Source organism: Bacteroides cellulosilyticus (assembly GCF_020091405.1).
GTDB lineage: Bacteria > Bacteroidota > Bacteroidia > Bacteroidales > Bacteroidaceae > Bacteroides.
This window is the reverse complement of sequence record NZ_CP081903.1, coordinates 1,266,211-1,287,534: the sequence shown is the minus strand read 5'-3', so window position 1 is coordinate 1,287,534 and position 21,324 is coordinate 1,266,211. Positions and strand designations below refer to the sequence as shown.

16 protein-coding genes and 1 pseudogene are annotated in these 21,324 nt (G+C 45.1%); 13 read left to right on the top strand and 4 right to left on the bottom strand.

Going from position 1 to position 21,324, the window contains the following annotated elements:
• Positions 1-240 precede the first annotated feature (240 nt).
• Genes K6V21_RS04500 through K6V21_RS04485 form a run of 4 tightly spaced genes read left to right on the top strand, consistent with a single transcriptional unit; the run spans position 241 to position 4,283 of the window.
• Positions 241-1,203: a hypothetical protein gene (locus K6V21_RS04500; RefSeq protein ID WP_224320968.1), complete on the top strand. Its 963-nt coding sequence runs from the start codon at positions 241-243 to the stop codon at positions 1,201-1,203.
• Between the two features lie 35 nt (positions 1,204-1,238).
• Positions 1,239-2,138 (top strand): signal peptidase I, encoded by a 900-nt coding sequence (lepB, locus tag K6V21_RS04495; RefSeq protein ID WP_217715288.1) that lies wholly within the window; start codon positions 1,239-1,241, stop codon positions 2,136-2,138.
• Between the two features lies 1 nt (position 2,139).
• Positions 2,140-3,813, top strand: coding sequence for an O-antigen ligase family protein (locus K6V21_RS04490; protein ID WP_224320967.1), 1,674 nt, complete (start codon positions 2,140-2,142; stop codon positions 3,811-3,813).
• A gap of 32 nt (positions 3,814-3,845) precedes the next feature.
• Complete coding sequence (locus K6V21_RS04485) at positions 3,846-4,283, top strand: helix-turn-helix transcriptional regulator (RefSeq protein ID WP_224320966.1); 438 nt, start codon at positions 3,846-3,848, stop codon at positions 4,281-4,283.
• Here K6V21_RS04485 and K6V21_RS04480 read toward each other — a convergent pair.
• The 4 genes and pseudogenes from K6V21_RS04480 to K6V21_RS04465 all read right to left on the bottom strand — a co-directional run.
• Positions 4,284-4,385 (bottom strand): annotated as a pseudogene (locus tag K6V21_RS04480) (diacylglucosamine hydrolase); the annotation flags it as partial.
• A 5-nt stretch (positions 4,386-4,390) separates the two neighbouring features.
• Entirely contained in the window at positions 4,391-5,206 is an 816-nt protein-coding gene (locus K6V21_RS04475; protein ID WP_224320965.1) for a KilA-N domain-containing protein, read from the bottom strand.
• 146 nt (positions 5,207-5,352) lie between these two features.
• A complete protein-coding gene (locus tag K6V21_RS04470) occupies positions 5,353-5,931 on the bottom strand; it encodes an epoxyqueuosine reductase QueH (protein ID WP_224320964.1) in 579 nt (192 codons plus the stop codon).
• Between the two features lie 12 nt (positions 5,932-5,943).
• The gene (locus K6V21_RS04465; RefSeq protein ID WP_224320963.1) at positions 5,944-7,128 is read right to left on the bottom strand and encodes a DUF5009 domain-containing protein; all 1,185 of its coding nucleotides are present in this window, start codon (positions 7,126-7,128) and stop codon (positions 5,944-5,946) included.
• A gap of 64 nt (positions 7,129-7,192) precedes the next feature.
• Here K6V21_RS04465 and K6V21_RS04460 point away from each other — a divergent pair, with 64 nt between their 5' ends.
• From K6V21_RS04460 to K6V21_RS04420, 9 genes are all read left to right on the top strand, one after another.
• A complete protein-coding gene (locus K6V21_RS04460; protein ID WP_224320962.1) occupies positions 7,193-8,785 on the top strand; it encodes a DUF6377 domain-containing protein in 1,593 nt (530 codons plus the stop codon).
• Between the two features lie 187 nt (positions 8,786-8,972).
• Positions 8,973-10,448: a glycoside hydrolase family 30 protein gene (locus K6V21_RS04455; protein WP_224320961.1), complete on the top strand. Its 1,476-nt coding sequence runs from the start codon at positions 8,973-8,975 to the stop codon at positions 10,446-10,448.
• A gap of 18 nt (positions 10,449-10,466) precedes the next feature.
• Positions 10,467-11,717 (top strand): glycoside hydrolase family 5 protein, encoded by a 1,251-nt coding sequence (locus tag K6V21_RS04450; protein ID WP_224320960.1) that lies wholly within the window; start codon positions 10,467-10,469, stop codon positions 11,715-11,717.
• Positions 11,718-11,796: 79 nt separating this feature from the next.
• Positions 11,797-14,019, top strand: a complete 2,223-nt coding sequence (locus K6V21_RS04445; RefSeq protein ID WP_224320959.1) for a glycoside hydrolase family 3 C-terminal domain-containing protein — start codon at positions 11,797-11,799, stop codon at positions 14,017-14,019.
• Between the two features lie 1,056 nt (positions 14,020-15,075).
• The gene (locus tag K6V21_RS04440) at positions 15,076-15,645 is read left to right on the top strand and encodes a DUF3575 domain-containing protein (protein WP_025831225.1); all 570 of its coding nucleotides are present in this window, start codon (positions 15,076-15,078) and stop codon (positions 15,643-15,645) included.
• Between the two features lie 10 nt (positions 15,646-15,655).
• On the top strand, positions 15,656-17,173 hold the full coding sequence (locus tag K6V21_RS04435) for a DUF3868 domain-containing protein (RefSeq protein WP_224321999.1): 1,518 nt from the start codon (positions 15,656-15,658) through the stop codon (positions 17,171-17,173).
• Between the two features lie 36 nt (positions 17,174-17,209).
• A complete protein-coding gene (locus tag K6V21_RS04430; protein ID WP_224320958.1) occupies positions 17,210-18,901 on the top strand; it encodes an Mfa1 family fimbria major subunit in 1,692 nt (563 codons plus the stop codon).
• Between the two features lie 282 nt (positions 18,902-19,183).
• A complete protein-coding gene (locus tag K6V21_RS04425) occupies positions 19,184-20,182 on the top strand; it encodes a FimB/Mfa2 family fimbrial subunit (protein WP_224320957.1) in 999 nt (332 codons plus the stop codon).
• Between the two features lie 2 nt (positions 20,183-20,184).
• Positions 20,185-21,288 carry a hypothetical protein gene (locus K6V21_RS04420; protein ID WP_224320956.1) on the top strand — a complete coding sequence of 368 codons (1,104 nt, stop codon included), beginning with the start codon at positions 20,185-20,187 and terminating at the stop codon, positions 21,286-21,288.
• The last annotated feature ends 36 nt before the right edge of the window (positions 21,289-21,324 follow it).

Here is a 21,324-nt window from a genome sequence, read left to right as displayed (position 1 = left end):
AATAGGGCAACCCTCTTTGAAAGAGATATAACCTATTTTAGTTTTCTGAGTAATATGATTACTATTGTAAGTACCTTTTGTCTTTAAGAGTGATTTTTTACTTGTTTATTTATGAAAAGAATTGAATGTATATCTTGTCTCATGATGCTGTTGATTACCTGTATTGATTGTCGCGAGAAGTATGATGATGTGAAATGTGTATAGTGTGTTGAGAATTTAAACAATATAAATATTTATTGTATGGAGCGTGTTTGTTTTTTATTGTTCTGTATCACATTAATGGCATGTACAGAACAAAAGTTACAACAAGAAATAGAACCATTTCCTGAGGAAAAATTACTTTATGCAGAGAGAATAAGAGTAGATGAGATTATAAGTCCAGAGCAGATAGTACTGAAAAAACAAAGTATATTAGTTACGGACAGTAGAAATCATGATGCCATGCTGTGCCAATACTCTCTGCCTGAGTTTAAGTGTATTTATAAAGGGGGCGTAAAAGGACAAGCGGAAGATGAGTTTCAAGTTTATCCCAGAATTTGGAGAACATTGACTGATAAGGTTTATATAGGAGGATACACAGAGTTCTCTCTTAAGAGTTTTAGGATGGATAACACGTGTCATCTTTCCTTTGAAAAAAAATACGAATTGCCTGTCTTCTGTGATATTCCTAATGATAGACATATCGTGAGAGACTCCCTCTCTATATATAATGAGACAGACAAACTTGCCATAAAGAAAATTAATTTGAACATCCGGCAGGAAGTAGGACAGATTTTACTTGAGCCGGATGATCATCCTGAAAAATACTATTATAAGAATAGTGGAATTATGATTGCAAACGACTCTCTGATTATTTATGCATATAAGTATAAAAAGCAGATTGATTTTTATAGTGTGGATAGTATGAAACTCTGTAAAAGGCTTGTGGGGGATGATATAACTCCACGCATAGTAATTGGTGATTTTGAAAATAGTGTGGTTTATTATAATGAACTGGTTGCGGGTAAGCGCTATTTCTATGCAAGAGGTGAAGGAAAGAAAAAAGAATGTATTATAGAAGTATTTGATTACTCCGGTCATTCCATAGCCAAATATACGTTGGATATTATGCCGAATCCCTTTGATGTGGACGAAGAGAATAGAACTATCTATGGTTATAACAGTGAATTTTTTGAAGACGGCTTCTTAAAGTTTACTTTTTAGTTGGTTTGATAAAATAAGGCTATATTGTAATTTGAATGAAGCTATTTCGTAAAAAAAGAAAACTCTCTTGGTTTGTCGACAAGTTGTTAAACTTGTTTTTGATAGGCTGTGGATTGGTGGCTCTATGGGTATTACTTCAAGTAACCTGTATTGCCACTTTCAAGATTCCTTCGGATTCTATGGAGCCTGCTTTACTGCCTGGAGATAACATCCTTGTGAATAAGTGGGTGATGGGTGCCCGTATCTTCAACATCTGGGATGCCGCAGAAGGAAAAGAAGTGAAGATATCCCGCCTTCCTGCGTTGGGTAAGATAAAAAGGAATGACGTGTTGGTCTTCAATTTCCCTTATCCTGCCCAATGGGACAGTATCGGACTGAATCTGATGACCTATTATGTGAAGCGTTGTGTGGCACTGCCGGGCGATACGTTTGAGATAGAGAGGGCGCATTATAAAGTACGGGGCTGTGATATACCGTTGGGAAACGTAGACTCGCAAGACGGACTGCTGCGTATGGTGGAGAAGAGAATGGTGCAGGATTGGGGAATAGTCATGAGTGGCTATCCTTATAATGAGTCGGTGAATTGGGACATTATGAACTTCGGTCCTCTGTATCTTCCCGCCAAAGGGGATGAGGTTGATATGAATCCTAAACATGCCGCTCTCTATAAGAACGCGATAGAGTGGGAACAGAAGAAGAAACTGTTCGTGCGTAGAGATACGGTTTTGCTAAATGACAGTGTGATTGATACTTATCGCTTTAAAGAGAATTACTACTTTGTTGCGGGGGATAAGGTGATGAACTCTCAGGATTCCCGTTATTGGGGATTGTTGCCGGAGCCTTTTATTGTGGGGAAAGCTGTCAGGATATGGAAGTCGGTGGACAGAGGCGCGGATAAAATAAGATGGAATAGGGTGTTCAAGAAAATAGAATAAAATGATGAAAGTGCGGATACATAAAATAAGAGATGCAGTTGTGGTTCTATTACAGTTTCTTGCAGTCTGTGCTTTGCTGAGCCTGGTATGTGTGACAACACCTGAACTTCCTGCCGCGGAAACCATCGGGCAATGGGTGTGGTTTGGAAAGGTTGTACTGTTCTCGACCAGTTGTATTGCCATTACCTGCCTGTTGCAGATTTGGGGTAGAACTTCCTGGAAGCAAATATTCTCTTTTCCGCATTTTTCTGCTTATGTATCATGGAGTCTGATACTTTTTGGAGGAGTTGAGGCTATTTGGGGATTACGCCAATTGTATGGCTTTTCTGCTTCCGGTCATTTTCGTTATGCACTCACCGGCTCTTTCTTCAATCCCGGTCCGTATGCCGGATATCTGGCGATGGTGCTGCCGCTCTGTCTGCATCATTTTGTACGATTCAGAGATTGGAAATGGCTGATTACCTCCTTAAAGATAGAGAGAGCTGCAGCAGGAGTTGTAGGGGTACTCATCCTTTGTGTATTGCCGGCCACTATGAGCCGTTCGGCATGGGTGGCTGCCTTGATAGGATGCGGCTGGGTGATGTATATGCATCGGGATAGTCGTAAATGGAAATTATTGTGGCGGAGGTATAAGAAGAGATATGTCTCGTGGGGGATAGGGATATTTCTTGTTTTGATAGTGGGAGGTGCGGGAGCTTTCTTCCTGAAGCCGGACTCCGCTCTGGGACGTTTATTTCTATGGAAAATCACTTGTCAGGCTATAGCCAACCATCCTTGGGGCTGTGATAAAGGATTTGCTTTTGCATACGGTGAGGCACAGGAGGCCTATTTTGCCAAAGGAGATTATGCCGAATGGGAAGAGCAGGTAGCCGGAAGTCCGGAATATGCGTTTAATGAGTATCTGGAACTGACTCTGACGCAGGGGCCTGCCATCTGTATAATGTTGATAGTGATTACTTTTGCCTGTTTATGGGCAGGGACACAGTTTAGGCGCTACGGTGTATGCGGTGCAATTGTCACTTTGCTTGTTTTCTCTTTTTCTTCTTATCCTATGCATCTCCCGGCCTTCATTGTAGCCTATGTGTGCTTATTGCTGGCTTGTGGAATAGGAGATATAATAGCTAAACCGGTTATTTTATCTGCTTGTCTTATTATATGGACAGGCGGTTTTCATAACAAGTGGCAACGGGAAAAGGATGCTTGTCGGGACTGGGTGAATGCCCGTATACTTTATCATGCGGGAGCCTATACAGCGGCAAATGCGGCTTATGATAAGCTCTATCCGCAACTGAGGGAGAAAGGGACATTCTTGTTTGAATATGGGCATAGCCTTCATAAGGCAGGGTTTTATAATGAGTCTAATAAATATCTGGATAAGGCCCTGGTATATTGCGCTGATCCGATGATACTGAATGTCATTGGCAAGAATTATCAGGCACTGCGTTGCTACAATTGGGCTGAGGAACTTCTTCTGGCTTCGGTCCATCGTTTGCCCGGGCGGATTTATCCTTACTATTTGCTGGCGAAGCTATATGCCGAACCGGAATTTCTGAATAGGGAGAAGTTTGAGGAGATGAAGCGAATAGTGCTGATGAAAGCGCCTAAAATTCATTCTATGGCTATTGAGGAGATGCGCAGGGAAGTGGAGGAAATAGCAAAGGAGCTGGAAAAATAATTAGGAGAATATTATAAAAATAGGAGATGTATATGGACACTTACAGTGATAATTGGAATGCTTGCTTACTGTTCAGAAATAAGCAACTGACAAAACAGCTGAAAAACTATCAGGAAGCATCTGTATTGGCAGATTGCTCTTCTTCTTTATTATTGGCCATGAGCCAGTTGTTACGGCTTCATCAGCATTCTTCTTATGGTATTATCAGAGATGAAACTGAATGGCAGAACCTCTTCACTATTATTGATTGGTTTTACGGAGGTTGTTTGTCGGAAGAACTGGCAGAGTATACATTGAGCTCTCAGGAACTGAAATTGTGTTATTTGGTTCGCGCTCGGCTATGTAATAAGACTGTAGCGACTCTTTTTAATATCACTCCTCAATCAGTATTGAAAACTAAACAGCGAATAAAGAATAAGCTCTCCTTATCCGCTGTAAATAGTCTGGATAAGTATATACAACAAATGTGATTAGGCCCTGCGCCTACTGAACTCACAACCATAATATTGCTGGTTGTAGAAGTCATGTTTTTTGAGAAGTTGATTTCGTCAATCCTGTAGTTCGCCTTTTCGACTACTTATCGCAGCAGTTTCTTGTTTACGTCTTCCAGCACCTGCATCTGATGAATGGCTATCTGGTTGAGCCGGACGAGGCGTTCGTGCTGCGGGAGCCCTTCGCCTATGAATACGGCATTGAGGTTCTCCATGTTCGAGAGGCAGATCAGTTCGTTCACCGTGGCATAGTCGCGCACGTTGCCTTTCAGGTCGGGGTGCGAGTCGCGCCATTCGAGGGCGGTTATGCCGAACATGGCTACGTTCAGCACGTCAGCTTCGCTGGCATAGATGCGCGAGGCTTGTTGCGGGGTAACTTCTGCTGGGATCAGGTTCTGACGGATGGCGTCGGTGTGAATGCGGTAGTTGATTTTGGACAACTCACGCTTCGCACTCCACCCTATCTGGGCTTGTTCCTGCTCTTTGAGGCGCTGGAACTCCTTGACAAGGTATAATTCAAATTCCACCGACACCCAACTGGCAAACTTGAATGCAATATCACGTTGTGCATAAGTACCTCCACCTGCCCCATTCTTAGAGACGATGCCAATGGCACTGGTTATTTCAATCCAACGAGTGGGGCTCATGGTAAAGGCGTTGCTGCCTGCTTCTGCTAAAAGGGGGTCGAATTCGACCCCTTTAAAGTCCGGATTATTCAGCTTCTCCCACAAACCGAGATATTCCAATGTGTTTTTTAACCGCATCCAGTTCTTAACGACATCTTTCGGCTCTATCGGATTTTTCTGACGGGCTATATCTGTAATGCAAATGTAATCTATTCCGTTTTGCAGTAAGGTTCTTATCGTAATGTCCTTCACTTGAAGTACTGCTTTCTTAGCCATCTTGTTTCTTCTGTTTAAAACACCTGTAAAGGTATGCTTTTCCTTTTAAATTTTTCTATAATCCAACACAATCTTTCAAAGAATGCCAGAAGTAGATTCGATTGACGGCTCCTCTGATAGATACTTGACCACTGTTTATATAATTATCAAGTTGTTTCAAGCCTCCGCATACTGAACTCACAACCGCAATACTGCTGATTATAGAATTCATGTTCTTTAAGAAGTTGGTTCCTCCGGTCCTGTAATCCTCCTTTTCGCCAGTTCTGTTCCCAGAAGGTGGTGCCGGGATAGAGGGAGGAGGCACGGCGTCCCGCCTCATTTATCTGGTCGAGGCTTTTCCAGCGGGAGGAGGCGAGGGTGGTGGTGAACAGGGTGAAGCCATGTTCTGAAGCATACCGGGCGGTCTCCGTCAGTCGGTGGGTGAAACATTTCAGGCAACGGCTGCCACGTTCGGGTTCGTTTTCCATACCCTGCATGGACAAACGCCACAACTGGTAATCGTAGTCACCATCAATGAAGTCGAGTCCAAGACCCAGGACGTAGCGGATGGCTTCGGCTTTCCGGATTTCGTACTCTTCCTGAGGGTAGATATTGGGATTATAATAAAATACGGTAGGACGGATGTCGTTGGCAAGCAGACATTCGATAATGGCGGAAGAACAAGGTGCGCAACAGGAATGAAGCAGCACCTTGTTTTCGTTGTTGGGAGTTTGTAACTTTAACATAAATCTTATAAGTTATACTTTCAGTTTTATTTTAGCCTTCACCAGCAACCCGGTCAGTTGGACGATGATGAGGGAGAATATGAGCGAACGCAGTAAACCCGGTGTACCGGCATTCAGCACTTCGGGATAGTACAAACCTAATAACTGCTGTACGGAATACCATAGATAAGGAATGATATAGCATGTCAGTGTTGCAGTTCCGGCAGGTTTGATGATATCGAACCACGGCGTTTTGCCTTTCACATCCGTCAGCCAATAGAACAATCCGAACAGCGGGAAGAATGCGGCAAGGCAATAGAACAACCAGCTCGGAGTGGCCTGTATCTTCGAGATAATCCAGTAAGGATGCGAGCAAAGTGCGGCAATGAGCATGACGGCACCCAATACACAAAGCATAGTGATGAACTTACGCGGATGTTCGCGGTCGGCATATTTCTGCATCAACAACGAAGTGAGCACGCCCGACATGCCGAATGCATGCAGTGTCCAGTCACTGGGGATGAAAGGCAGCAGGATGACACGCAATCCGTACTCCTGCGGTATCAGGCTGGAATGGCTGATTACGGCAAGCAGCACAACCACCAGCCATGCAATTACATTCTTGCGTAAACTCTCGCGGGTAAACAGATAAATACCGGCACAAACCACGTATGTCCAACCGATAAGTCCCAGTATGCCCCACCAACCTTGGTGGAAAGGTTTTCCGTTTAAATCTTTATACAGTACAAGGAACGCCAGCAGTGCGACTCCGACAACTTTCATTGCGATGAAAAGGTACTTTTTGGAACCTTCGGCCTTGGGATAAACCGCCCAGACCAGGAAGAAACCGACAACCATCAGTATTGTGAACCATTGATGGGAGAGGCCTCCTTCAATGCCGCCCGAATTGAGCGAAAACAGTCCCATTGCAATCAGTGCCACCGTACGCCAGAAGACGTGCGCAATGACCTGCAAAGTAGTGTCACCTTTCCGGTAACGGTTTTGTATGGCAAAAGAAACGGACATACCCATACAGAACAAGAATGCGGGGAAAATAGTATCGGAAAATCCCATCATATCTTCATTCATTTCGGCATGCTTGAGCCAGTGGGGGATGTTTTTCAGACCGGGGATATCATTCACAAAGAGCATTAGGAACATAGTAAGCGCACGGAATACATCGACCGCCGCCACTCGTTGAGGTGTTAAGTTTTTCATTATAGAATACATTTGGGGGTTAATGCTGCAAATATAGAAAACAAATTTTTTATATTTGTCCCCTATGAAGATAAAACTGCTGATATTTCTAGGCCTGGCTTTAGTTGGCATTCATGGTATGTCGGCTCCGGCCGATATTCCTGCAATAGATGGCTGGACTGATGCTTTGGACGTAGCCATCGGTAAGCACAAAGAATATGTGGCAGTGCGTGAAGCCCGTATTGAGGCGTTGAGGCAGCAATTGGTACAGACCGGTTCGGAAACTCCGGAGCTCTTCCGGCTGAATGCGGAAATGTATCAGGAATACAAAGCATACATCTGCGACTCCGCCCTTTACTATCTGAGCCGTAACCTGCGCTGGGCGCAACAGCACGGTGAGCAGGATGCGGCAGATGAAACCCGTATCCGGAGGGCGCATCTGATGTCAGCGGCAGGTATGTATAAAGAAGCTTCCGAAGATCTGGAAAAGATAAATCCCTCTAAGCTTTCTCCCCGTTTGTTACCCGATTATTATGAATGTTACCGTCATTTGTACAATGAATTGGGGACGTATACGCAGGATACCTTCCGGCGCAGCCGTTATTACGGTTTGTCTACCGCTTATGGAGACTCTCTGATGCAGGTGCTTTCTCCTGCCTCCGCCCTCTACCTGGAACGTAAAGAGATGAAAGCCGCCGGCTCCGGTCAATTGGAGGAGGCTTTGAGGATAAATGATAGCCGTTTGGCGGGCATACGTCCCGATACCCCGGAATATGCGTTGGTCACTTACCACCGTTCCCTGCTTTACCGTAGGTTGGGAGACAGACAGCAGGAAAAGTATTATCTGGCTTTGTCTGCTTTGACAGATGTCCGGCTGGCAATTACCGATCATGCTTCCTTGTGGACCTTGGCGCAACTGCTTTATGAAGAAGGAGACATTGAACGTGCTTACCGCTACATTCGCTTCTCGTGGGATGAAACCAACCACTACAATGCCCGTAGCCGCAGCTTGCAGACGGCAGGCATCCTGTCTCTGATAGACCTTACCTATCAGGCCATGCAGGAGAAGCAGAACGACCGTCTGCGCTTTTATCTTTGGATGATCAGTATCCTGTCCCTGTTGCTGGTTATGGCTATCATCTGGATATATCGGCAGATGAAGCATCTTTCTATAGCCCGCAGTCATCTGGAACAGGCCAATGAACAGTTGCAGATGTCCAATCATATAAAAGAGGAATATATCGGCCGTTTCCTGAAACTGTGTTCTACCTATATCGACCGTCTGGATGCTTACCGACGCATGGTCAACAAAAAACTTTCCGGCGGACAGACGGAGGAACTACTGAAGATGGTGCGTTCAAGAGATGTGCTCGATACTGACCTGAAAGAACTGTACGAGAACTTCGATACTGCCTTCCTCCATCTTTTCCCTGACTTTGTAGAAAAGTTCAATCAGTTGTTGCAGCCTGAAGAACGGATCATACTCCGCAAGGGTGAATTGCTGAATACAGAATTGCGTATTTTTGCCTTGATCCGTCTAGGTATTGACGATAGTTCGCAGATTGCCGAGTTCCTTCGTTATTCCGTCAATACAATCTATAATTACCGCGCTAAAGTGAAAAATAAAGCGTGCGTCTCGCGGGATGACTTTGAAATGTGCGTTATGAGGATACGCTAAACATACGCCATTCCTTTCCTATTCATCCACTTTTTTACTTTCTCACCACAAACTTATTGTCTTGTTATTTAGTCTGTTATCGTTCCGCATGCTTTCATCTTATCCACATCTTGATAAACCGGAGGTGCATACTGTCTTTATCTTGCCTACCTTTGGGGAAGATTAATTAACCCTTGAAAAACATACCATGAACTTGAAACTACCTCTTTTATTAGGATGCTGTTTATTCGCTGCCATTACAGCTTGTGCCGAGACTTCCGCTTCATTGGACGAAAATGCGGCAGGAAAGAAGAAAGCAGATGTGTACATCACGACTGCCGACCGTCAGCAAAGCTTTAATCACACTGCTCAGAAGCTCTCTAAAACTCCGGCGTTTGCATCCGTAATCACCCTGAATCCGAAGGTGAAATTTCAGGAGATGGACGGTTTCGGTGCTGCCGTGACCGGTTCTACCTGCTACAATCTGATGCAAATGACACCTGCCGACCGTGCGAAGTTTCTTACCGAAACTTTTTCGGATAAAGACGGACTGGGCTTCAGCTATATCCGTATTTCCATAGGCTGCTCCGATTTCTCACTGAGCGAATATACCTGCTGCGATACGAAAGGCATTGAAAACTTTGCCTTGCAGACCGAAGAAAAAGAATACGTAATACCTATCTTAAAAGATATTCTGGCGATTAATCCCACCATTAAGATACTGGGCTCTCCGTGGACATGCCCTAAATGGATGAAGGTGAATAACCTGGAGGAAAAGAAGCCCTTCGATTCCTGGACAAGCGGACAACTGAATCCGGATTACTATCGGGATTATGCCACTTACTTCGTGAAATGGATTGAGGCATTTCGTAAAGAAGGTATTGATATTTATTCCGTCACTCCGCAAAATGAACCGTTGAACAGGGGTAATTCCGCATCTTTATTCATGGGTTGGAAAGAAGAACTGGCCTTTGTGCGCGACGCTCTTGGCCCTGCTTTCAAGGCTGCCGGACTGGATACGAAGATTTATGCTTTCGATCATAATTACAACTACGATAACATGGCCGATCAGCAACAATACCCCGTTAAGATATATGATGATGAAGTAGCTGCCGCTTTCCTCACCGGAGCCGCTTATCACAATTATGGTGGCAGGCGCGAGGAACTGAACAATATCCGACAGAAGCGTCCTGACAAGGAATTGATTTTCACCGAAACCTCCATCGGCATGTGGAATGACGGGCGCAATCTTGAAAAGCGACTGATGGAAGATATGCGTGAAGTAGCCCTCGGAACGGTAAACAACTGGTGTAAAGGCGTTATTGTCTGGAATCTGATGCTGGATAATGAGCGTGGTCCCTGGCGTGAAGGAGGATGTAAGACCTGCTACGGTGCGGTCGATATCAGTCGTGAAGACTACAGGACGATGACTTATAATTCTCATTATTACATCATCGGCCACCTGTCGTCTGTGGTGAAACCGGGTGCAGTCCGTATCGAAAGCAGAGGCGTGGCAGAGAAAGGCTTGATGTACTCTGCGTTCGAAAATCCCGATGGAACCGTGGCTTTTGTGCTGTTGAATGAAGGAACCTCTGAAGCCAGACTGACAGTAACGGACGGAAAGAATTGCGTGGATTGTGTAGTGCCTGCCAAGGCTGTGGCATCTTATCGCTGGAAGAAATAATCTTATATTTATAATACCATGTTCAAATCAATTTTAGTGGGTACATCCCTCCTTGCCGCCTCCCTGATGTTAGGCAGTTGCGGTGAAAAGGCAGAAAAAGCACAGGAACCTGCCGCGTTTGTAACAATTCAAGGGCAAGACCTGATTAAGCCCGACGGTACGAAACTCTTTATCATGGGTACCAATCTGGGTAACTGGCTGAACCCGGAAGGGTATATGTTTAAGTTCAGCAAGACCAACTCGCCCCGTTTCATCAATGAAATGTTCAGCCAGCTGGTGGGACCCGACTTTACCGCCGAATTCTGGAAAGCGTTTAAAGACAATTACATTACCCGTGAGGACGTACAGTTCATCAAGAACACAGGTGCGAACACTATCCGCCTCCCGTTCCATTATAAACTCTTCACCGATGAGGACTTTATGGGACTGACCACCGCTCAGGACGGCTTTGCCCGTGTGGACAGTGTAGTGGAATGGTGCCGTGAAGCTGACCTTTATCTGATTCTCGATATGCACGATGCTCCGGGCGGACAGACTGGTGATAATATCGATGATAGTTACGGATATCCCTGGCTGTTTGAAAGCGAAACGAGTCAGCAATTGTATTGCGACATTTGGCGCAAGATTGCAGACCGGTATAAGAATGAGCCGGTTATCCTCGGTTATGAGCTTTTCAATGAGCCCATTGCTCCGTACTTCCCCAATATGGAAGAACTGAACGGTAAGCTGGAGGATATCTATAAGATGGGTGTAGCTGCTATCCGTGAGGTGGACACTAACCATATTATCCTGTTGGGTGGTGCACAATGGAATGGTAACTTCAAGCCGTTCAAGGACTCTAAGTTTGATGATAAGATCATGTATACCTGTCACCGCTATGGGGGCGATCCTACAAAAGAAGCTATCCAGAGTATTATTGATTTCCGTGACAAAGTGAATCTGCCGATGTATATGGGCGAAATAGGCCATAACACGGATGAATGGCAGGCCGCTTTCTGCCAGACGATGCGTGACAATAATATAGGCTATACCTTCTGGCCATATAAGAAGATGGATGGTTCCAGTTTCGTCGGTATCACTCCTCCGGAGAATTGGGCGAATATCGTTTATTTCTCCGAGGCTCCCCGTACATCTTATAAGGAAATCCGTGACGCACGTCCCGATCAGGTGATGGCACGCAAGGCAATGATGGACTTTATCGAGGCATGTAAACTGAAGAACTGCGTGGTGCAGGAAGGATATATACAATCGTTAGGTATGAAACAGTGATACCCCGTAAATCACACCGCTAAATTATCATTTATATTACGGATTAATTTTGATTGAGTACTTATTAATAAATATCAATATGAGGAAAGTATTATTCGGTTTCGCATTCGCTGTTGCTCTTCCGCTCTTTGCGCAGCAGAAACCTGTGTATCTGGATGCGGCCAAACCTATTGAAGAAAGAGTGGAAGATGCGTTGAAAAGGCTGACTATCGAAGAAAAGGTGGCTATGCTGCATGCGCAAAGTAAATTCAGCAGTCCGGGCGTGCCCCGCTTGGGTATTCCTGAATTCTGGATGACGGACGGACCTCACGGTATCCGCCCCGAAGTTCTTTGGGATGAATGGGATCAGGCAGGATGGACCAACGACTCCTGTGTGGCTTTTCCGGCTTTGACCTGTCTGGCCGCTACCTGGAACCCCGATATGTCCATGCTTTATGGAAAAAGCATCGGTGAGGAAGCGCGTTATCGCAACAAGACCGTCCTTTTAGGCCCCGGAGTCAACATCTACCGTACACCGCTGAACGGACGTAACTTTGAGTACATGGGCGAAGATCCATATCTGGCTTCCCGCATGGTAGTTCCCTACGTGCAAGGCGTGCAGCAGAATGGCGTAGCTGCCTGTGTGAAGCACTATGCACTGAACAATCAGGAAATCAACCGTCACACCACTAACGTCATCGTAGACGACCGTGCCCTTTATGAAATCTATCTGCCTGCTTTCAAGGCAGCCGTTCAGGAAGGCAAGACGTGGTCTATTATGGGTGCTTACAATCTGTATAAAGGTCAGCATGCCTGCCATAACCAATATCTGCTGAACGATATCCTGAAAGGCGAATGGGGCTTTGATGGCGTAGTCGTTTCCGACTGGGGCGGCACGCACGATACCGACCAGTCTATCACGAACGGCCTCGATATGGAGTTCGGCAGCTGGACGGATGGTCTTTCCAACGGGCATAGCAATGCTTACGATAATTATTATCTGGCCATGCCTTATCTCGAACGCATTAAGTCCGGTAAGGTAGGTACGAAAGAACTGGACGACAAGGTGCGCCGCATCCTGCGTCTGGCATTCCGCACTACGATGGATGTGAACCGTCCTTTAGGTTCCATACTTTCTCCCGAACATTATGAGGCGGCACGCCGCATTGGTGAAGAGGGCATTGTGTTGTTGCAAAACAACGGTGGCGTATTGCCCATCGACCTGAATAAAGCGAAAAAGATTGCCGTTATCGGTGAGAATGCCGTGAAGATGATGACCGTAGGCGGTGGCAGTTCCTCTTTGAAAGTGCAACGTGAACTTTCACCGTTGGATGGCATCCGGAACCGTGTGGGCGATAAGGCGGAAGTGGTTTACGCCCGTGGTTACGTGGGTGATGCGACAGGTGAGTATAATGGTGTGGTAACGGGGCAGAACCTGAAGGACGACCGTACGCCCGCAGAATTGATAGCCGAAGCCGTAAAAGTAGCTGCGGATGCTGATTATGTTATCTTTATTGGCGGACTGAATAAGAGCAACAATCAGGATTGCGAAGATTCCGACCGCGAAAGTCTTGGCCTGCCTTATGCACAGGATGATGTCATCTCCGCTTTGGCAAAAGCCAATAAGAATCTGATTGTTGTGAATGTTTCCGGCAATGCCGTGGCGATGCCCTGGATTGCGGAAGTTCCTTCGGTATTGCAAGCCTGGTTCCTGGGCTCTGAAGCCGGAAATTCGATTGCCGCCGTATTGATGGGTGATGCCAATCCTTCCGGTAAGTTGCCTTTCACTTTCCCCGCCCGTCTGGAAGATGTACCGGCCCACAGCCTTGGCGAGTACTTTGGCGACCGTAGCAAGGAAGTGGTGGATATGAAATATAACGAAGGTATCTTCGTAGGTTATCGTTGGGCCGATAAACAAAAGAAGGTGAAGCCCTTATTCCCCTTCGGACACGGACTTTCTTATACGACATTTGCTTATGGTAAACCTGTCGCTGACAAGAAAGTGATGTCTGCCGATGATCAGATTTCCTTTACCGTAACCGTAAAGAATACGGGTGACCGCGAGGGCCAGGAAGTCGTACAGTTGTATATCAGCGATAAGAAGTCCAGTCTGCCCCGTCCCGTTAAGGAGCTGAAAGGCTTCAAGAAAGTGAAACTGGCTCCGGGCGAAGAGAAAGAAGTTACCTTCACCATCGACAAAGAAGCCTTGAGTTTCTTCGATGACGCCCAACATGCCTGGGTAGCCGAACCGGGTAAGTTTGAAGCCGTCATTGCAGCTTCGGCAGCGGACATCAAAGGCATTGTTCCTTTTGAATTGAAGTAGGAAATACACCTCTTATTTGTTTCATTTTTTTCGGTTATGAATCTTTTCACCACAGAAGACACAGAGAACGCAGAGTTTTTAGACTTCTAATTCAGAGATAATTATAACCTCTGTGCTCTCTGTGTCCTCTGTGGTGAAATAATTCCTTTCTGCACAGATATGATTCTATTTTAGATACGGATGCTATCAAAACTAACGCCCTCCCTTGATAAGACTTTCCTTTCTTACTATGAATACTTGAAATGAAAGCTTCGTTTTTATAAATGTAATCTTCGTTTATAGAAACGAAGATTACATTTATAAAAACGAAGCCTTCGTTCTAAGTCTTTGTTGCAAGGACGATGATTTTAGAAGCTATAGACGATAACTTTGCATTGCGGATAAGTTATGAATCTATTTTAGACACGGATTACACGGATTACACTGTTGCAGTATATAAAAACAACAGTGTAATCCGTGTAATCCGTGTCTAAAATCTCAATTATCCTTTGCCTCCTTTCTTTTCCGTTTGAATCAAAAGGTATATGTTCAGATTATTGAGCGGATACCCTCATCTCTTATAATTGAAGTAAGAATAAAAAGTCTGTAATGTAGTAATTATTACAAAATTGTTTCATTTGAAATCTTGCCTTTATTCCTTCTAAAAGGCTCAAGAGATACTTGTAGGGCATATCTTAACTACAAACTTGTATATTTGTATATTGCTAACTTGTATATATTGATAATCTTTCCCCTTTTCATATATTAAATAATTTGGTTTTATTTCTCTCGTAAGTTTCGGATATTGAAACAATTGGATATTAAATATTCATATAGCGCAAATGAATTCTTCAAAAACCCTCTTTTTCTTATTTTGGCAACTTCTCTGCCGGGCAATCGCTTAATTAGTAGTCTCCTTACTTTTTTAGTGCCTATAACAGAAATAGATACAATTTACCGTCTCCCTTATTACTCCGATATTTGCATACTGAGATTTTAGGCTGTTTTCGGTACGTTTCAGAGGTGAGAATGCGGATCCGGTTTATAAAATGATTTTATAATAAAAACGAGAATTGAATGAAGAAGATATTAGTATGCATACTATTCATATTGGGTTTGTTGCCGACTGAAAGTAAAGCTCAGAAGATTGCCGTAAAAAGCAACCTTCTTTATGATGCTACCACAACTATGAATCTCGGTCTGGAAGTAGCTTTGGCACGCAAGTGGACATTGGATATTCCGGTCAATTATAATCCTTGGAAGTTTGATGATACCCGTTTGAAGCACTGGGGCATACAGCCGGAACTTCGGTACTGGTTCTGCGAAAGCTTCAACCGTACATTCATCGGGCTGCACGCCCATTACGCAGACTTCAATGTGGGCGGATGGCCCGACTGGCCGTTCGTCAGTGAGAATATGCAGAATATGCGCTATCAGGGGCGCTTGTATGGCGGTGGTATTTCGATAGGCCACTCATGGATATTGAGGAAACGCTGGAGTATAGAGGCTTCCCTCGGTTTGGGATATGCACGCATTGTGTATGAAAAGTATCCCTGTGCAACGTGTGGCACTAAACTGAAAGATACCGGCAAGAACTACCTGGGCCCTACTAAAGCGAGTGTGTCACTTATTTACGTAATTAAATAGAATGAGAAGGATGAAAAGAAATGTGCAATTCATCATATGGGTGCTGACTGCCTTATGCCTGAATCTCGACGGAGTCATGGCTCAGGAACGCTCTTATGAAGGAACTATCACTATAGAGCCTGTGCGACTGGAGCAACTGGGGGAAACTATCCATATAGATTTTGACATAGTGATGGATAATGTGAAGGTGAAATCATCTCATGGGGTGGACTTTATCCCGCAATTGGTTTCTCCCACCGTTACCTACGATCTTCCACGGGTTTCCATCAAGGGGAAAAACGAATATCTGGTTTATGAACGCAGGCTGGCGGTGATGAGCGCTAAGGCGAAGAAGAGCTACAAGGCACCTTATCTGATAGAGAAAAATCAGAAGAAGAAGAGTGGTGTTATCCGCTACCGATATACGTTGCCTTACGAGGCTTGGATGGCGAATGCCCGTCTGAACGTGCAGCGTGATGAGTGCGGTTGTGGCGAAAGCACACTGATGAATGTGGAGTACACTTTTGATAAGGTTACGCTCGAACGTATGCTGGTGCCGTATGTGGTGACTCCCTATCTCTCGTACGTAGAGCCTACGGTGGAGGAGATAAAGAGCCGTGATGTGCAGGCGGAATGTTTTCTGGATTTCGAGGTGAATAAGGTGAATATCCGTCCCGAATATATGAACAATCCTCAGGAACTGGCTAAGATACGTGCGATGATTGACGATCTGAAGTCTGATGCCAACGTGAAGGTGAAGCGTCTGGATATCATCGGCTATGCTTCTCCCGAAGGAACGTTGGAAGCGAACAGACGTTTGTCCGAAGGTCGTGCCATGGCATTGCGTAATTATCTGGCTGCCCGCTACGACTTCCCGCGCGACCAGTATTACATCATCTTCGGCGGTGAAAACTGGGACGGGCTGATAAAGGCGCTCGATACGTTTGAGATGGATTACAAGGACGAAGTGCTGGACATCATTACGAATATTCCTATTGAAAAGGGAAGGGAAACGAAGTTGATGCAGCTTCGTGCGGGAGTGCCTTACCGGTTTATGCTGAAACATATATTTCCAAGTCTGCGCGTAGCTATCTGTAAGGTGAGTTACGATGTGAGGAATTTCAACCTGGAGGAGGCGAAGGAGGTGATAAAGAAACGTCCGCAGAATCTGAGCTTGAATGAGATGTTCATGGTGGCCAATACCTATCCGAAGGGTTCGCAGGAGTTTATCGATATTTTTGAGTCTGCCGTCCGCATCTATCCGGAAAGTGAGATTGCCAATATGAATGCGGCTGCCGCAGCCCTTTCGCGCAATGACCTGGTTTCTGCGGAACGCTATCTGGAAAGAGTGAAGTCGGACGCTTGTCTGCCCGAATATAACAATGCAATGGGAGTTTTACTATTAATGAAAGGAGAATATGAATCATCGGAAAAGTATTTGAAGGCTGCCGAACAGTCGGGACTGGATGCGGCAAAGGGAAATCTGGAAGAATTAGCTAAGAAAAAGGCTAATGCGGCCGAGATGAAGAGAAGGAATAAAAGTGAGTAAATTATATATGTATTAATTCTAATAAATGTTTGTTTTATGCTAAAGATTAAATCTATTTTAGTGTCATTGCTGGCGGTTGCGGCATTGGCGAGTTGCTCGGATAACGGTGAAACCACTCCTGGTGGCGGTGATGAAAAAGGCTATGATGCGGCTTATATGTCGATTAGCCTATCGGTTCCTAAAGCTTCGAAAACGCGTGCGGGTTCTACAGAAACAGGTGCGCTGGAAGCTGAAACTAAGATCAATGAGGTTTATTTGATTCTGTTTGATGAGAATAGGAAGGTTGTTAATGAAAAAGATGAGCCCCCGTATTATAACATCCTGAACTCATCACATCTTTCACCTGATGGAACCACTCCTTTGGAACCATTTAAGGTGTCTCCGGATACTAAATACTTGCTTGTTATAGCTAATCCGGGCGCACAGATGAAAGCTCATATAGCTGCTAAGGTAGTGAAGGATGCAACATACGCTGATATAAACACAATGTTTAGTGTAACTGAAGATAACACTGCAGAAGATAACCTTTATCTTATAGAGGAGATTGCACGTGTACGTGCTGAAGATACTAACAAAGGTTTTACCATGATTAATGCCGGTGAGTTCGATGACAGCGATCCGTCATCTGCCAATCATAAATGGAAGGACGATTGCCTGCTTGATGTATCAGGCTCCATCATTGATGCCAGTAAATATAAGACTGAGGCAGAAGCAAAAGCTGATGCTGTGAAGAATCGGGCGCAGCTTCAGATAGAACGCCTTTCAGCAAAAATGGCGGTTACGCTTAAGGGAGCTGCCGGGGCTGATATAGAAGTACTGCCTGCCGGTGCCAAGTTTGCATTCGCAAAGTGGACTATTGATTACGTGAACTCCCAGTTCTTCCCGTTTGCGAAAAAAACGAAGTTGACATCTCCTCATACGCCCAATGAGTATAAGACAAACTTCTACACAGAAGACCCGAACTTTGCAAGTCCTAACCATCGTACCGGTATCATCTTGAATCAGATTGAGGATTACGAACCTAAGGTGAAATGGTATGATGCGAATGAGGAGACCGGAGTAGATGAGAAAGATAAGAAGGTTGCCTACAGTACGGAGAATACGATGGCTGCCGCTGACCAGAAATTGGGCGGAGCTACCCGTCTGGTGCTTAAAGCCAATTACGTACCTAACGGATATACTATGGGCCAGGACTGGTATCAGTCTTCTCTCAATGGTGTTTATACGAATTATGAGACGTTGGTAAAACTGCAAGAGGCCTATGGCGTTGCTAAGGCATTGGATGAAGATAAGAGGGATGCGGCACAAAAAGCATTGGTGATTTCTTGCGAAGCTTTCAAAACGAAGTTGGATGGTATATATCCTGCTATTGCAAGTATTGCTGATTTTGCAGCTCTTACTCAAACAGACCTCGACAACCTTGGCATTACCAATGGTGGCGAAATCGCTAAGGGAACCGGAGTTCGTTGGTTCCAGAAGAGCCTTAACTATTACTACTATGAGGTTCGTCACGATAACGGTGCTTTGGGACACATGGAGTATGGAAAGTATGGTGTAGTGCGCAACAACTATTACACACTCCGACTGACAAAGGTGAATGGTGCAGGTACGCCTTGGTATCCGGAGGTTGAAGAGCCGGAAGAAGAAATCGATAAAGAAGGTGCTTATCTTCATTTTGAGATTAATGTAGCTCCATGGGTATCCTGGGCAACTGATTTTGAAATCTAATAAATTCTCTGACTAAAAGGATACAGGGCAGTGCAAATCTGCCTGCCCTATATCCTTATAATATTCCGTATGGCATGAGCCATTGGAAAATAAGTAAAAACAAGCCGATGACAGGCTTTCAAAAAACAGCATGAAGATACATTGGCGCATCATTTCACAAAAAAGGTGATATATAGATAGAAGCGCCCCCCTAAAACGGAAATAACCGGAGCACCACTTTAAAAGAGGTTCTCTGACTATATAACCGGCAGCTTTGCAAAGTTGCCCCATAAAAGAAAAGATATGTTCGGAAAAACTAAATCGTTGTTCCTTATCGTCGCCTCGATGCTGTATTTAGCCTCGTGTGACAGTATACGCGAGGATTTACCCCGTTGCGAACTTTGGCTGGAATTTACGTTCGACTACAATATGGAATATGCGGATGCTTTCAATCCGCAGGTCAAATCGGTGGATGTGCTTGTGTTCGACAGCGATGATAAACTGCTCTTTACCAAAAGAGCCGAGGCTGCTGCATTGATAGGAGGAAACCGGATGTCGCTGACCGATGAACTTGAATTCGGAAGCTATAAGGTGCTGACTGTTGGTAGTTTATCCGACAACTTCCGGATTTCGAACCATGCGGGCAGTGAACTGGTTCCCGGGTCAACCACTCTCCAACAGGTCATTGTAGCCCTGAAGCGGGGGACGGACACCGTAGATTTCGAGTTTCAGCACCTCTACTTTGGAGAAGTTGTGGATGTGAACCATTTGCCGTCCAATACCAGTCACAAGGTTTATCCGGTGAATTTGATACGCAATACCAATCGGTTTAACATCGCGTTGATGGGATATGAAGATAACGAAACAAGTGGAACGCAATATACGTTTGAAATTCAGGCGCCGGAAAGTGCAGCCTATTCTTGGGAAAATGAACCCACAGGCCAAGGTCCCGTTACTTATATACCTTATTATACGGGTCCGGGCGAAATTCCCGATGTAGTTGTATCCGCACGTCTCAATACCATGCGCCTGCTTAACAGGAGCGGATGGGACTATAAGTTCATCATAAGAAATGCGGATACTGGTGCAGAAGTCTGGAGCTACAGCTTGATGACATTGTTGAGTATTGCCCGGCCGACCTCTCGTTACGACGGAACGGAACTTCCTTTTCAGGAATATCTCGACCGTCAAAGTGAATGGAGCTTAATATTTACTGTTGTTGAAAAACCCGGAGGAGGATTCCTTCAAATCGGTCTTGTCGTGAGTGCCTGGATTTACTGGCTTCATGATATTGAAATTTAAGAATGAGAATAAAGCTATTACATATTATTTGTTTGGTATTCACAACCCTTTTGTTCGCATGCAGCAGAGATGCGGCCGATGAACTGCCTACCCTTACCCGGGCGCAGCTTAGCATCGGATTGGTGGACGATGGGGATGCGGAACGGCAGGAGGAGATAAAATCCATCCGGTTTATCGTATTCGGTAACGCGACCAGTGGCGCGATACTGGATGTGAATAAACTCGTCATATTAGATACTCCGGGCACAGCCACCGATATAACCGCACAACTTCTCAAAGTGGTTCCCAACAAGGATATAATAGTTATAGTCATAGCCAATGAGCCGCAAAGTCTCACCGCAGAGCTTAACGGCATTACCGAACTACCGCTGTTGCAAGAACTGGATTATTCCATTGCCTCCATACTGGACAGCAATGGTGAGATTGCTTCTACGACTGGGATGCCTATGACAGGGGTGATTCGAGGTATATCTGTAGCATCAGCAGAAACCAAATCAGTGAAAATGGTAATCGAACGTGCCGTAGCCCGGGTAGATGTCTTTCTCGAAGCTATAGACGGTGGGGCGGTGACCGGATATACTGCCGGAAGCACCAGTGTCACTTTGCACAATCTCTCCAACGATAGTTATTTCGTGATGGGAAACGTGGACAATGGCACACGAGATAATGCCAATCCTTCAAAGAATTACGGTAAAGTGAAGGAAGACGTGCCGGAAAGCGATTTGTTGCCCGGTGCCTGGACGGCAACAACATCAGAAACGTGGGCGTATTCATCGGCTACCGGAGCTAAAAACCGGAAATTACTTTGCTCGTTCTATACTGCCGAACGCATATTCAAGTCGGATTATTCCGATCGGCTGGCTGTCAGTATGGCTAATGTCCCGAAAGGTCCTTCGGATGTCACTGGGATAACTGAAAAGGTGATTGAAACCATAACGAAAGTTGATGATAAAGGCAGCCCGACAGCGCAGCCTTTTACGGAGATCCGGCGGAACAACGTGTACCAGATAACGGCACGTGTGGGAAAAATCGGTATTCAGATACTGACGATAACCGTAGAAGATTGGGGTGACAGGCAAGACATTGATCTGGATATGGATTTGTAATACCTTTCACCGGTTGTGTTTTTTAATTTCGGAAAA